The sequence below is a fragment of the Psychrobacillus sp. 05T411 genome (assembly GCF_056396485.1).
The window spans coordinates 1-14,118 of the sequence record NZ_JBFTLO010000019.1 but is presented as its reverse complement, the minus strand read 5'-3'; the positions used below and the strand labels follow the sequence as shown (position 1 = coordinate 14,118).

At 36.5% G+C, this 14,118-nt stretch carries 12 protein-coding genes; 3 read left to right on the top strand and 9 right to left on the bottom strand.

Annotation, left to right across the window (positions count from 1 at the left end; translation table 11 throughout):
• Positions 1–190: 190 nt before the first annotated feature.
• The 5 genes from AC1DFT_RS14635 to AC1DFT_RS14615 form a co-directional block, all read right to left on the bottom strand.
• The gene (locus tag AC1DFT_RS14635) at positions 191–850 is read right to left on the bottom strand and encodes a GntR family transcriptional regulator (RefSeq protein WP_478159470.1); all 660 of its coding nucleotides are present in this window, start codon (positions 848–850) and stop codon (positions 191–193) included.
• A gap of 119 nt (positions 851–969) precedes the next feature.
• A complete protein-coding gene (locus AC1DFT_RS14630; protein WP_478159469.1) occupies positions 970–1,749 on the bottom strand; it encodes an enoyl-CoA hydratase in 780 nt (259 codons plus the stop codon).
• Positions 1,750–1,868: 119 nt separating this feature from the next.
• Positions 1,869–2,213 carry a YlbF family regulator gene (locus AC1DFT_RS14625; RefSeq protein WP_478159468.1) on the bottom strand — a complete coding sequence of 115 codons (345 nt, stop codon included), beginning with the start codon at positions 2,211–2,213 and terminating at the stop codon, positions 1,869–1,871.
• Between the two features lie 15 nt (positions 2,214–2,228).
• Complete coding sequence (locus tag AC1DFT_RS14620) at positions 2,229–3,371, bottom strand: DUF445 domain-containing protein (protein ID WP_478159467.1); 1,143 nt, start codon at positions 3,369–3,371, stop codon at positions 2,229–2,231.
• An 83-nt stretch (positions 3,372–3,454) separates the two neighbouring features.
• Positions 3,455–3,844 (bottom strand): ferritin-like domain-containing protein, encoded by a 390-nt coding sequence (locus AC1DFT_RS14615; RefSeq protein ID WP_478159466.1) that lies wholly within the window; start codon positions 3,842–3,844, stop codon positions 3,455–3,457.
• A 72-nt stretch (positions 3,845–3,916) separates the two neighbouring features.
• Here AC1DFT_RS14615 and AC1DFT_RS14610 point away from each other — a divergent pair, with 72 nt between their 5' ends.
• Complete coding sequence (locus AC1DFT_RS14610; RefSeq protein WP_478159465.1) at positions 3,917–4,120, top strand: YheE family protein; 204 nt, start codon at positions 3,917–3,919, stop codon at positions 4,118–4,120.
• A 38-nt stretch (positions 4,121–4,158) separates the two neighbouring features.
• Here the strand turns inward: AC1DFT_RS14610 and AC1DFT_RS14605 are convergent, their stop codons facing one another.
• The 4 genes from AC1DFT_RS14605 to chrA all read right to left on the bottom strand — a co-directional run bounded on the left by AC1DFT_RS14605 (position 4,159) and on the right by chrA (position 11,271).
• Positions 4,159–5,415: an MFS transporter gene (locus AC1DFT_RS14605; RefSeq protein ID WP_478159464.1), complete on the bottom strand. Its 1,257-nt coding sequence runs from the start codon at positions 5,413–5,415 to the stop codon at positions 4,159–4,161.
• A gap of 828 nt (positions 5,416–6,243) precedes the next feature.
• Entirely contained in the window at positions 6,244–7,983 is a 1,740-nt protein-coding gene (locus AC1DFT_RS14600) for an ABC transporter ATP-binding protein (RefSeq protein WP_478159463.1), read from the bottom strand.
• Positions 7,980–9,722, bottom strand: a complete 1,743-nt coding sequence (locus AC1DFT_RS14595; protein ID WP_478159462.1) for an ABC transporter ATP-binding protein — start codon at positions 9,720–9,722, stop codon at positions 7,980–7,982. The genes AC1DFT_RS14600 and AC1DFT_RS14595 overlap by 4 nt, the downstream gene beginning before the upstream one ends.
• Positions 9,723–10,113: 391 nt before the next feature.
• Positions 10,114–11,271, bottom strand: coding sequence for a chromate efflux transporter (gene chrA / locus AC1DFT_RS14590; protein ID WP_478159461.1), 1,158 nt, complete (start codon positions 11,269–11,271; stop codon positions 10,114–10,116).
• 221 nt (positions 11,272–11,492) lie between these two features.
• Between chrA and AC1DFT_RS14585 the strand changes: the two genes are divergently transcribed.
• Together AC1DFT_RS14585 and AC1DFT_RS14580 are read left to right on the top strand one after the other, a co-directional pair.
• The gene (locus AC1DFT_RS14585) at positions 11,493–12,833 is read left to right on the top strand and encodes a hemolysin family protein (protein ID WP_478159460.1); all 1,341 of its coding nucleotides are present in this window, start codon (positions 11,493–11,495) and stop codon (positions 12,831–12,833) included.
• Positions 12,834–12,914: 81 nt separating this feature from the next.
• A complete protein-coding gene (locus tag AC1DFT_RS14580; RefSeq protein WP_478159459.1) occupies positions 12,915–13,802 on the top strand; it encodes a cation diffusion facilitator family transporter in 888 nt (295 codons plus the stop codon).
• Positions 13,803–14,118: the final 316 nt, after the last annotated feature.

The following is a 14,118-nucleotide window of genomic DNA, read 5'->3' as shown; positions in this document are numbered from 1 at the left end:
ACAAATCCACAGCCCAAAGTCCTTATCAAATTATCCATAATCCCCTCTGCTTACACTACTATTTAATACTGATACATCAGATATTATCATTCCGGTTTTCATTTGTAAATAAAAATTTCTGAAAATTGCTAATAATTTAGTTTTTAATAGGGCTATTTCTTTTTCATATAGTATTACGATTAACATTATATTATTCTAAAAACTCATTAATCATCGCTTTTTTAATTTCGGATAAATGATGATCCATTTGACGTTGCGCTTCTTCAACATCTCTTTTCATCATAGCTAGTATAATGAATCTGTGATGAATATTTGCTTGAAGATACCGCTCACGGTTTTCTACAAGAATAGTACCTATCCATTTAGATTGTGCTTCTAGCGATTCTAATAGTTTTGCAATCCTACTGTTGTTTGCATAAGAAGCAATTGCACGATGCAATTCTCTATCTGCTTCAATAAAGGATTCCAAATTATCCCCATTTATTTCTGATTCCACATCATATGTTTTTTGAAGCAAAGTTTCTAAAATTGCATCGGGAATGTTTGGTGTTGCCAAACCTACAGCTTCTCGTTCAAGTGCTTTTCTAACATGGACAATTTCCATAGAATCTGTGTAATTCACTGATTTAACAAATGCCCCAGAACGTGCTTTAATTTCTACGAAGCCATCTTTTTGCAACCAATTTAACGCGTCACGAACCGGAGTAATGCTGACCCCTACTTCTTGTGCTAACTCTTCATAGTTAATACGGCTTCCCGGCTTCAACTGATTTGTAATTATTTTGTTTTGAATATACAAATATACTTGTCTATTTAAGTTATTCGTATTAGGTTTTATATCTTTCATCATTTTTACTCCCCTTACTAATATCTATTTCAATTGATTGATATCTAATATATCATAATATTCTCTATAATATTACAAAAAATGAGAATCGATATAAATCGACTCTCAATCTAATAGTCTTATTATTTCCCACTAAACGCAGGCTGACGTTTTTCCACAAATGCTTCTATACCTTCTAAGTGATCCGCTGTTTTTCGCATCGCTATTTGTGCTACTGCTTCTTTTTCTAAGATCAATTCTAATTCTTTTACTTTTCCTGCATGCAAGATTTCTTTCGTAGCAATCATTGCAGCAATAGGAGACTGTATCAGTTTGTGCGCATAGGATGTTGCTGTTGACCATCCTAAACCATCGGATGCCAATTCATCCACTAAACCAAGCTCCTTTGCTTCATTACCAGTTAGCTTCCGGCCTTCCCATATTAAATGTTTGGCTTTTGAAACGCCTAATCTTTCCTTCAAGAAGAAATGTCCACCGCCATCTGCTACTAGCCCAATGCCGATAAAATTCATTGCTAGCTTACTATTTTCTTCTGCAATGATTACGTCACAACCTAGAACGAGACTGAATCCGATTCCTGCTGCTGCCCCGTGAACAGAAGCAATGGTAATTTGCGGTAAAGTGTATAGAGCTAATGCAATACGAGACACATATTTCATTACATCTTCAATATTAAATCTAATCTCCGGATCAATCATTGCTTTAATATCTCCACCTGCTGAAAATGCTCGTCCTTCTCCCTTGATTAGTAATACTTGTACAGCTGTATCTTCTTTTAAAGATTCCAGGCACTCTGCAAGCTCTAACATCATCACTTCATTCATCGAATTCATTGCTTCTGGTCGATTTAAAGTTAATGTAGCGATTCGTTCTTCTTTTTCTAATTTAATAGTTGTAAACATTCCATTCTCCCCTTTGTAAATGAATAGTGGTTCATTGTTAATACATTCGTCATCCTTTACAATATTCCTGCTTTATCATACAAAAAGGATCTCACCCAATTGTGGGGAGATCCTTTTTATTAAATGCCTTCATATAAATCTTGTACTGGTTTGATTAACACACGATTTACTTCTTCGATCAACTGGCTTAAAGCCATTTCCGCTTGAAGCATCTGTGCAATTTTTTCATTGTTTTGGGCAAGCTGTGCAGTTTTTTGTGCGTATTCTAATTCTTCCCCTGCAATTTCTTCGCCTTGCATTTGTTTTTCTTGAAGGGTTAATTGGATTTTGCGGAAACTTTGGAATAGTGCGAGTGCCTCTGCATCGGCTTTTACAGCATCAACAGCTGCCTTTACGTTAGCGAACTCGTTTGTTTTACGTAATGATGCTTCTAGTTTGTTAATGTCGTCATAAATATTGATCATTATAGTAAGCCCCTTTTATCCCGTAATAAGTACGATAATCCCTTGAATAATCCCTATAAGACCTCCAAGAAATCCGCCTAAAACGGTAATCATTTTAAATTCTCTTTTCGAAATGCCAAGAACGATATCTTCCAAACGTTCAACTGGGAAAGAATCGACTTGCTCTTTTACCATATCTTCTAATTTCATTTTACGCAATACTTCTTCTAATTTTGCTTCTGCTTCCATAAAAGCAAAATTAGTAAGTTTAGGAACTAGCTTTGTTTGCGTCCATTCTGTTGCTTCTGGGAAATAAAAAACTAAGCTGTGACTTAAACGGTCTTCTATTGCCAATGTTTCCGTCAAATATTTCTTCACATTTGCAATGACTGGTTCAAAATCAAAGCCATCTATCATCTCCACTACAGGACGATCCTTCAGCTTTTCCCATTCATTTCGCACAATATTTTCTAGCATACCTTTCGTTCCAGGGGCTTTTAAAAATTTCAAAATTTCTGGTTGTACCTTCCCTGCAAGTGAAGAAGATTCACCAACGAACATTTGGATCATACTTCCAAAGGTTCCTTTAGTCGAAAGAAAATCATCAATTAAGTTTTTCACGGTCATTTTCCCTTGTTCCGATTCGAAAAAGTCTTCTGCCTTTTCCAGAATATAACCAACAATTTCTCCGACTTTTGTATCTGCTTTTTGTTGCCATTCGACAGGTGCTAGCTGACGAATTGTTTCCTGCTCAAATCTTGATTTTAATTGATGAAATTGAAGCTCTACTTGTTTTTCAATTTTTTCATTTGCCATGGTTGCAATATTTTCAAGACCACCGAGCTTTAACCAATCTGCAATTGTTTTATCGGATAGAAGTATCTTTTCATTCAATTGGCGAACGATCAATTTGGTTGCCTTTTCTTGCATTTCTTCATTAAAGTATTTTCGTTTGAAAATGTCAGGAGTTAATAGGTGATTAATCACTGTATTTCCTAATTGTTTTGCTAATTCATCTCGTCTTTTTGGTATTAAACCAGGTGTGAATGGGACTCGCCATGATCCGATATATTTCGCTTTATGTGGTCGAAATAACATTTTTATAGCTAAATGATTGGTAACTGCTCCGATAGCTGCTCCGACGACTGCCATAAACGCGATTGTCCATATAAAATTCATCTGTTTCACCTTTTTCCTCTAGCTTCTTTCTTATTCTTATTATAGCAGAGGAAGGACAAACTCAAAAACATTATACAATGCTGTTACAATGCGTTATACATGGTCGAAAAACGAATAGCATGCTCCGTTTCGTCATGCATGGCCACAAATAGCGGAGCATATGCTTGCTGAATAGGTATTTGGAGCAGCATTTCTTTATACATCTCAGCCGCTTCTAGCTCGTCTCTAATTGAACTCTTTGCACATTCCTTTAGATCAAAACACTCTTTAGGCTCCGGGAAATTTTGAACAAATGTCCCCGTAAGCATATAATATAATTGTTGGAACATTTCGTAATGGCTTTTTTCATCTGTATACACATGCTCGATAAAACTTTGCCAATACGGATCATCCGTTAATTTATACATGGAACGATAAAAGTGATAATCTTCATATTCGTTTAGTATTGCTTGTTTTAATTTTTCAGTAAACAATTAGACGCTCCTTCATTAGTCATTTCTACTAGTGTATGCGAATAAATTATGCCACATGAAAGGTTGATAGAATTGCTACAGCATTTTAGTTTCAAACCGTTATATGAAAACAAACAATTACCAGGTTGGTCTATTTCTTTCTTCTATAAACAAACAAGATACGCCGCTGAGTATGAACCAGACGGCACAATCAAATGGATCGGTGAAGTTCCTGCCGACGAAGAAGCAGTTAAGAAAATGATCCATGAGCTCATGCTTTTTCATGTATATGACTAAGAAAAGCKCAAGGGACTTTTTTTCTCCCTGGCGCTTTTTTATGCAGTTCCCAATTTCTTTCTTCCAAATAAAATATAAAAATAAGTAGAAGCAATAATATATAAAACACCTGTGATGGAAAAGGCAAATGCATAGCCCCAGTAAAATCCGTGCGCCATTACAAGTCCAGTCGCTATCCCACCAGTACTTGCCCATCCAACATGAAATACCATCTGATTCACTGAATTTGCAAGTCCTTTATATTTATCATGCACAAGATCCATCGCAATCGCACTTTGAATTGGATTACCAGCATTCATCAAAGCTTGGCGAAGTAAAAACCCAAGCGATGCAATGATGAGTGAATTTGTAAAACCTGTGATAAATAAAAATGGAATGGACAGAAGTTGAAATATAACTAATGCACGAACTTGCCCTACTCTTTTCACAAGAGCCGGACCTAATAACATAGCAACTGCAGTCATCGCAGATCCAAGTGACAAGATTAGTCCTATATAAGCATTCGATGCATCAAATCGATTTGAAAAGTATAAATTCAAATAAGGAATGACTAAACCTGAACCCGTTCCTATTAGTAAATTGGCAAATCCAAACAGCATAATAACGGTAATATTTCGTTTAAAATTACTTGGTATTACTTTCACTTCTTTATCTGTCTTATTTTCTTTATCTTTTATTTTTTCACTTGGCTTTAATTGGAATAAAGGAATTAATCCTAATCCAAATATGATGGATCCTATTATTAATACCCACTTTATCGATACAAGCACAGACATATTTGCATAGACGTGCAATACATCCGCCAATACTCCGCCACCTAAGCTTCCAATAACACTCGCTATCGTTACTAATGAAAAATGAATACTAAATAAGTGCATTCGCTCGCTAGCACGTGAGTTTTCTGCAAGGAAAGGGACACCCGAAACTTGAACTAGTGCCATAAACAAACCAGTTAGAAAGGCAGCGTATATAATGGACTGTTCGCTTACTGTGATGCTGCGATAAAAAAGTGTTAATACCGTTACGATAGTGCCGAGAATAATCATTCCTTTTCGTCCGTAGCGGTCACTTAAAAATCCTGCTGGAATAAGTATGACTGCTGTTGCAAGTGAAGTCATCGAGATAACCGTTCCATTAACGGTTTCCGGAAAACCTAATTCTTTAATATATAAATTATACATAACGGCAAATACACCCATCCCAGTTTGTATGAGCATATTCGCCAGCATAAACAATCGAATGTTTTTATTGAAGGAAGCTATTTTGATTTTCCAATCCCGTAGCCAATTTAACATAAAGGACCTCTTTTTTTATTTTATTTCGACTCTCTAAATATACGACGGTCGGTAGAAAAGTTCAATAGGCATTGATGGTTAGTTAGTTAAAACTCTTCTATTAGGGATTGATTTCATCATTTAGGGAAAATGCGACGAAGTGACCGCTGTGATTTTCGCTGCAGCCGTACGCTTTCCGCCGGGTGAGCGATGAGCCATCCCCGCCGCCCTTAGGCGTATGCCTGAGATGGCTCATTTGCCCATGTGGAACAAAGGCTAAGAGCGCCACATCGTGTGGCAACGCCTTCGTAACCAACGTCCTGTTGGCCTCCAGCAGGAGTCGACGTCTGTAGCGAAAATCAATGGTAATTGCTTACTTATTCAGTATTAACCCTCTAAAAACAAAATTTCCTCCGTTTTTCAACTGTTTGAATCCAATAAATGGATTAGGGCAACCAACTAGTCATCGAAAGCAACCAGTTCTACTTGGAAAGCAATCAAATCGGAACAAGAGCAACCAAACTACCAGTGAAAGCAACCATTTCTTAAAACAGCAAGTCGACTTGGAGTGAGATAACTGGGGATAAGATATATTATTCCGATATGTGGTTTATAGATAAGAATTTTATCCTAAAAGATGTGCTCTTTATTAGAAGGCCGCATTTTCTAATTAGATTTAATAAACATTACGTAGTAGATTGGATTATTTTAATCTCTGATATGTGTCGACACTAAATTAGATAGTAATTTCCCTGCAGCGAAAATCCCCGCGGACACTTCTTTCAACACTCTTAAGACGCATTATCCCTATAATCCGCACAATATAAAAAGGGAATACCCCCACACGCCTTATGCGTGTGAAGATACTCCTGCTTGTAATTTATACATTTGCTCATAGCGTCCTTGTAATTGCAGCAATTCTTCATGTGTCCCACTCTCTACAATCTCCCCGCGATCTAATACTAAAATACGATCGGCATTTTTAATAGTAGAAAGTCGGTGTGCAATAATAAAAGTCGTTCTTCCTTTTTTCAATACATCCATCGCATGTTGGATGATTTCTTCTGTTTCTGTATCTATATTAGATGTTGCTTCATCTAGAATTAGAATAGCTGGATCGAAGGCAAGTGCTCTTGCGAAAGAGACGAGCTGTCTTTGACCAGAGGATAATGTACTCCCCTTCTCAATAACTGGTTCATCCAATCCTTTTTCCAAGTTTTTCAACACGCGTTCTCCACCTACTGCAGCTAATGATGCTTCTACTTTCTCACGTGAAATAGTAGGATCATTTAAGCTCACATTCGATGCAATCGTTCCGGAGAACAAATACGGATCTTGCAAAACAATTCCCATATGATCTCGAATCGTTTGTCTCGGTACTGTCGTAATATCGGTACCATCAATGAGTATTTTCCCTTTCGATGGATCATAGAAACGGAACAATAAATTCATAATGGAACTTTTACCAGATCCAGTATGCCCTACAAGCGCTACCGTCTCCCCTTTATTAGCAATAAAATTCAAATTTTTCAACACATACTCTTTCTCCTTGTATGCAAATGAAACATTTTGAAACTCGACATTTCCTTCGTATCGTTCCATTTTTGTATCCTCAACTTTTTCACCTGACTCATCGAGTAATCTAAACACGCGTGAACCGGCTACAAGTGATCTTTCCAGTTGCGAGAACTGATTGACAATGCCTGTAATTGGATTAAATAATCGAGTCGTATAGTCCACAAATGCATAAAGCATACCAGCTGAAACGATACTACTTGGCTCCATCGATTGTAAACCAAAATACGTGATGAACATAACAAACATAATGGAACGTAAAACACTTACTAAGTTAAAGGATGTAGCAGAATCCAATACTAATAATTTTTTTTGATAACGATAATGCTCTTCATTCATCTCTTCAAATTCACGATCCATTTGCTTTTCCCGTTTAAAGGCTTGAATAATCGACATTCCCTGGATCGATTCATTAAGCATCGCATTCAAATCGGCAATTTTTGTTCGGACAATATGATTATATTTCGACGCATATTTCCTATAACTTATCATCCAAATATAAATGATTGGAAGAACAAATAAAGCCATCAAAGCCATTTGAACATTTAAAATGAAAAGTGCGACGTAAACACCTAAAATCGAAATAATACTCGTCGCAAATTGCGATAACACTTGCACATACAAATTACGTATTGCTTCCGTATCATTTGTTACACGAGCGACAACTTTACCAGCTGGCAAGTTGTCAAAGTACTGAATCGGTAAGGTTTGGATATGTTGAAATACATCATTTCGTAGTTTTTGTATAACTCGATTTGCCCCAATTTGTAACTGGATAAACATAAAGTATCGAAAAACTGCTGTAACAACACTTAATCCAAAAAACAATGCAAGTAAGAGTAGAATTGGTTTAAATTCAATCGTACCTTCTACAATATGTTCATCAATAATTGTTTTAGCAATGAACGGTCCCGATAAATCGGCCATCACAGCAATGGTCAAAAAGATTAAACCAAGTAAAATTGGCTTTTTATAAAATAACGCGTAATGGTAGAGTCGTTTTCCTGTACTCATGACGACACCCCCTCAAGCTGCTGACGATCGTATTGTTCTTTGTACCAGCCATTTTGCAGAAGTAGTTCTTCATGTGTGCCTTCTTCTACAATTAGTCCTTCATCAAGCACGATAATATGGTCTGCATGCTGAATACCGGATAATCGATGCGTCGTAATAATTGTTGTCTTCCCACTACGTTCCATTTGAATATTTTCAATAATTTTCGCTTCTGTTTTTGCATCTACTGCCGAAAGCGAATCGTCTAACAATAATATTTCTGGATTTTTAATAAGTGCCCGTGCAATGGATACACGTTGCTTCTGACCACCCGATAAGGAAACACCTTTTTCTCCTACTAAAGTTTCTAGTCCCATCGGCAAATTCATCAAGTCTTGTTGGAAATGAGCTAGGCGAATTGCATCTTCTAACTCTTGTTCCGTTGCATCCTCTTTTCCGAATAAGATGTTTTGACGAATCGTTCTAGAAAATAACACATGGTCTTGTGGAACATAGCCAATCCATTCTAAAACTTGATCTTTTGTCTGTTCGGAAATGGCTGTTTCTCCAATTGTTAATGCCCCAGTGCCTATTGGATATTCTTTTAATAATTGCTTCATAAAAGTCGTCTTCCCAGCCCCTGTTTTCCCAACAATACCAAGCGTTTGCCCTTTTTTTAGGTTTACTCCAATATTTTCCAAGTTCTTCACTTGAGACAATGGATATTGGAATCCAACTTGTTCAAATCCAATAGAGCTTGCATCTATTAACGCAATTGGATTCGTCGGATCTTTGACATCTTGTTCATAGTCCAATGTTTCCTGCACACGGTCCAAAGAAGCATTACCGCGTTGCATGACATTGATCAACTCACCAATTGCGAACATTGGCCAGATTGCCATTCCTAAGTAAACATTAAAAGTGATTAAGTTCCCAACCGTCATCTCACCTTTAGAAACTAAGTAGGCGCCATATCCTAAAGCAACTACATAACTGATACCCGTACCGACTTTTGTAATCGGTCCAAAAAGGGCATCTATTCGTTCCACAACCATATTTTTTTGATAGACATCTTCGCTCATATCCGCAAAGTTTTTTTCATCTGCACGTTCTTGCACATAGGCGCGAATAACTCGAACACCGGCGATTGATTCTAACACGCGGTCGTTCAATTCACCGAATGCATCTTGGGCAGTCATATATTTTTCATGGATGATTTTTCCTAAATATTGCATGATAAATGCCATAATCGGTATAGGTAAAAGTGCGAAGAATGTTAGTTTCCATGAAATGATGAAACCCATTGCAAGTATAAGAGCAGACATATACATGGTCGAATCGATTAAGGTCATAATTCCAAACCCTGCAGTTTGGGATACCGCATTCAAATCATTTGTTGCACGAGCCATTAAATCACCCGTACGATTTTTTTCATAAAAAGTAGGTGTCATTCGTAAAAACTTACGATTTAATTTCGTACGTAAAATTCGCTCAATGGAAATTGATCCACCAAATAATTGATATTGCCATATAAAATTGAGTATATACGCTACAACAATAATAGCTAAAAATATGAAAAAGTATTCCCATAATTGACTTGTCGTCATTTCCCCTAAAGTAATGGTATCAATTGCGTTTCCAACAACCCATGGAGGCAAAATTTCTACCACACTTGCCACGATTAATAGTCCAACTGCAATCGTATAGCGCAACCAATTGTCTTTAAAAAACCATTTTAATTTAAATAAAACTGAAAACATTCCCTAATCCCTCATTTCTTTTCAAAATTACTAGTTCATTCAGCTATCCGCCTTCTAGAGATTCCTTTAATAAAATTTGTTTTGTTCGTTGAATAGTCATATTCAACACTCCCTTCATCATATTTACTAAAAAATGGAAATAAATGAATACAAAAAAAGCACATTACCCATATTACGGCAATGTGCTTTAAAAATAGACAGTAGTATTCCTTTACACGTCTACTTATTAAATCATTCTTCGTTAAATGGTAGGTATGAACAAATTATGCAGTTTTGTAAGCTATCTTTTAAACGAATCATTTTTCATACCTCCATTTCCATTTATTTAGTGTCCCTTAACATTAGCATACAGAAATTTCCGTTGTCAATACTTTTAGAAAAAATAAATTAATTAGATAAATTGAACAATCACTCCAAGTAGTATACTTACTAATACTACTTTAATCGGCGCCCATTTATATACGACTAATAATGTAAATGTAATTAATACAATGATAAAATCTAATGTACTTGTTACCGCACTCGTAAACACTGGATCGTATAAAGCAGCAAGAAGAATTCCAACTACAGCTGCATTGACACCTTTTAAAGCCGCTTGAATTCCTTTTTTTGACCTAATATAAGACCAAAATGGTAATGTCCCAATTACTAATAAAAAAGATGGCAAAAACATAGCAATAACTGCCACAATAGCACCGGGAATTCCTGCAGTTAGTTGCCCTAGATAGCCTGCTAGTGTAAACAGCGGTCCTGGAACTGCTTGAGCCGCTCCGTATCCAGCAAGAAATACATCCGGGGCTATTTCTACTTCTCGTTCAAGCATTGGTAAAACGACATGCCCACCACCAAACACAATCGACCCAACCCGATAATACGTATCAAAAATAGAATAATAGATAGTTTGAAAAAAAGGTTTGAAAATGGGCAATAAAATCAGTAATCCCAAGAATAATATCCAACTGATAATGCCTGTCTTTTTCCCAAAAGTGAGTACCATTTTAGGCGCAGGTTCCACTGTCTCTTTTCTATAATATAAATAGCCAAATATCCCTGCAGCAATGATGATACTAATTTGTCCGATAGCAGTTGGGATAAGCAAGGTTAAAATTGCACATGCTATTGCAATAGAAATTCGTACCTTATCAGGAGCAAGTGATTTTTGCATACCAAGTAGTGCATGTGCAACAACTGCCACTGCAACAATTTTTAGACCATGAATCCAGCCACTATCAAATGATCCAGTAGTTGTAACGAAGGCTGCAAAAAGCATTAACATAATAACAGAAGGCAGTGTGAAACCTATCCAAGAAAGGATTCCTCCAAGTATACCCCCTCTTAATAAACCAATTGATATTCCAACTTGTGATGATGCGGGACCAGGTAAAAACTGGCACAGCGCTACAATATCCGCATACATTTTGTCATCTAACCATTTTCTCTTTTGTACATATTCTTCTCGAAAGTATCCAATATGTGCAGCTGGACCTCCAAAGGAAGTCAACCCTAGTTTCGTAGAAGCTTTTATAATTTCAACATATTTATTTTTCAATTGTAATTCCCCCAATCTATCAGCTACTATTATCACATTTTCGGTGCTATTCGATTAATAAGTTTATGTAAATTTTCTATAGAAATTTGTTCCATGTGAGAAGAAAGATTTGTATTTTCTTTTTATATATTTTATTATTAAACGTATAAACTATTTTTAATAAAAACAGGAGGTGTACACTTTGTTCTACCCCTCATTTGGGTTAGGGACAAAGTAATTATTTGGACATAGCCATACGATTGACAGCATTTGCTGTCTTAATCGCATTCACTGCATTTTTCGTTGCTAGTGAATTTGCAATTGTAAAAGTAAGAACGACAAGAATTGATCAGCTAATCGCTGAAGGAAACACTAGGGCAATAAATGCAAAAAAAGTCGTATCTAATTTGGATGAATATTTATCTGCTTGTCAGCTGGGGATTACCATAACAGCCTTAGGTTTAGGGTGGCTTGGAGAACCTACAATAGAAGCGATATTACATCCAGTCTTTGAGTATTTTGTCCTTCCGGAGAGTGTTACCTCCGTACTTTCATTTATCATTGCATTTTCTCTTGTAACATATATACATGTAGTTGTTGGGGAACTAACACCAAAAACAATGGCAATTCAAAAGTCAGAAGAAATTACATTAGCTGTTGCAAAACCGCTTATCATTTTTGACCGACTTATGTATCCAATTATTCACGGTATGAATGGTTCCGCCCGATTTTTAGCTACGCGAGTGTTTGGTTTAAAAGCCGTATCAGAATCGGAAGTTGCCCATTCAGAGGAAGAGCTTCGCATGATTCTTTCTGACAGCTTTAAAGGTGGAGAGATAAACCAAGCCGAATATAAATATGTAAACAAGATTTTCGAATTTGATGATCGTATTGCAAAAGAAATTATGGTTCCACGAACAGAAATTATTTCGATAGAAAAAGATTTAACACTACATGAAGTATTTGAATTAATTGGTGTGGAACAATATACAAGATACCCTGTAACCGATGGGGATAAAGACCATATTATTGGTCTCGTTAATATGAAAAACTTATTAACTGCCTATATAAAAGACCCTGCAAATGCATCTACTCCGGTAATTGACTATATGCAGCCAATTATACGAGTGATTGAAAATATGCCAATCGGTGATTTATTGCTTAAAATCCAACGTGAACGTATTCATATGGCCATTCTAATGGATGAATATGGTGGTACTTCTGGTCTTGTTACAATTGAAGACATTATTGAAGAAATCGTTGGGGATATTCGCGATGAATTCGACACAGATGAACTACCAGAAGTGCAAAAATTAGAAGAAAATCATTATATTATCGATGCAAAAATGTTAATCGAAAATGTCAATGACTTGCTCGGTATTAATATTGATGAAGAAGATATTGATACAATTGGTGGATGGTTTATGACAAAAAGTTTTGAAGCTGTTAAAGGCGAAAAAATTGTCGAACAAGGATTTGATTTCATGATTAAGGATATTGATGGGCATCATATTCAATACTTGGAGATCATTAAAGCAACTTCTGAAAATATTGAGTTAGAAAAAACAACCGACGAACAATAGAAAACGATACAATTACGTGAAACGACTCTCAAATTGAGGGTCGTTTTCGTATGCCAATAAAAGTTGAAAAGAGGAAACACTTTGGAGCTATATACAAATTTACGTGAAGGGGAAAAGGGTGCTTGGGTTAGTATTTGCATCTACATATTGTTAAGTACTTTTAAACTTAGTGCGGGCTTTCTTGGTTCTTCTGAAGCTTTAAAAGCAGATGGATTAAATAATTTCACGGATATAATCGCATCTATTGCCATACTAATCGGACTGCGAATTTCTCAAAAACCACCAGATGATCATCACCAATATGGGCATTTACGTGCGGAAACCATTGCCTCTTTAATAGCTGCTTTTATAATGGTGTCCATCGGTATTCAAGTCATTATTCAAGCGATTCAACATATAGCAAACCCAGTGCAACAAACTCCTTCCATTTTAACTGCAATCGTCGGACTTATAAGTAGCATTGCCATGTACATTGTGTATAAATATAATTTAAAATTAAGTAATCGTATCAATAGTGCAGCATTAAAAGCTGCGGCATATGATAATCGTTCGGATGCCTTAGTTAGTATTGGTGCAACAATTGGGATACTAGGTTCCATTTTCGGCTTTCCTATTTTAGATGGTATTACTGCATTAATTGTCGGAATCATTATCATTTATACTGCTTATACTATTTTTCATGATGCGGCTTATACATTATCGGATGGATTCAATGTAGAGGAAGCAGAAACTTTATCTACGATTGTGAAACTTGTGCACGGGGTGAAAACTCTGAAGGATTGTAAAGGTAGAATGCATGGTAATCTTATGTTTGTCGATCTAACCGTAACCGTAGATCCCAATCTTAACGTAATTGAAAGTCACCGAATAACAGAAGAAATTGAGCAACGAATCATGAAGGTAAAGCCTTTTTCCGTAGTACTTGTGCATATTGAGCCAGATTTATCCAAAGAGGAAGTTATTGATTGATTTCACATTTTGGTGAGGAAAAAAGTGCATATCTCTGCCCGGTGCCCGGATATATAAAATAGTAATTATTGGAATTTATAAAATGCCGCACATAATAGGGAAACTGCGACGTAGTGCGTTGACTAGTGACCGCTATGATTTTCGCTGCAGGACGGACGCTTTCCGTGGGGTGAGTGATGAGCCTTCACCGCCGCTTGCGCGTACGTTGTGAAGTCTCATCTTACTCAGGCAGAGGAACAAAGGCTAAGAACGCCACATCACGTTGTGAAGTCTCATCTTACTCAGGCAGAGGAACAAAGGCTAAGAACGCCACATC

Bases quoted from the DNA above. Each gene is read 5' to 3' on its own strand.
- AC1DFT_RS14625 (WP_478159468.1), bottom strand. From the start codon at position 2,213: ATGATCAATATTTATGACGACATTAACAAACTAGAAGCATCATTACGT.
- AC1DFT_RS14635 (WP_478159470.1), bottom strand. From the start codon at position 850: ATGATGAAAGATATAAAACCTAATACGAATAACTTAAATAGACAAGTA.
- AC1DFT_RS14605 (WP_478159464.1), bottom strand. From the start codon at position 5,415: ATGTTAAATTGGCTACGGGATTGGAAAATCAAAATAGCTTCCTTCAAT.
- AC1DFT_RS14600 (WP_478159463.1), bottom strand. From the start codon at position 7,983: ATGAGTACAGGAAAACGACTCTACCATTACGCGTTATTTTATAAAAAG.
- AC1DFT_RS14620 (WP_478159467.1), bottom strand. From the start codon at position 3,371: ATGAATTTTATATGGACAATCGCGTTTATGGCAGTCGTCGGAGCAGCT.
- AC1DFT_RS14630 (WP_478159469.1), bottom strand. From the start codon at position 1,749: ATGTTTACAACTATTAAATTAGAAAAAGAAGAACGAATCGCTACATTA.
- AC1DFT_RS14595 (WP_478159462.1), bottom strand. From the start codon at position 9,722: ATGTTTTCAGTTTTATTTAAATTAAAATGGTTTTTTAAAGACAATTGG.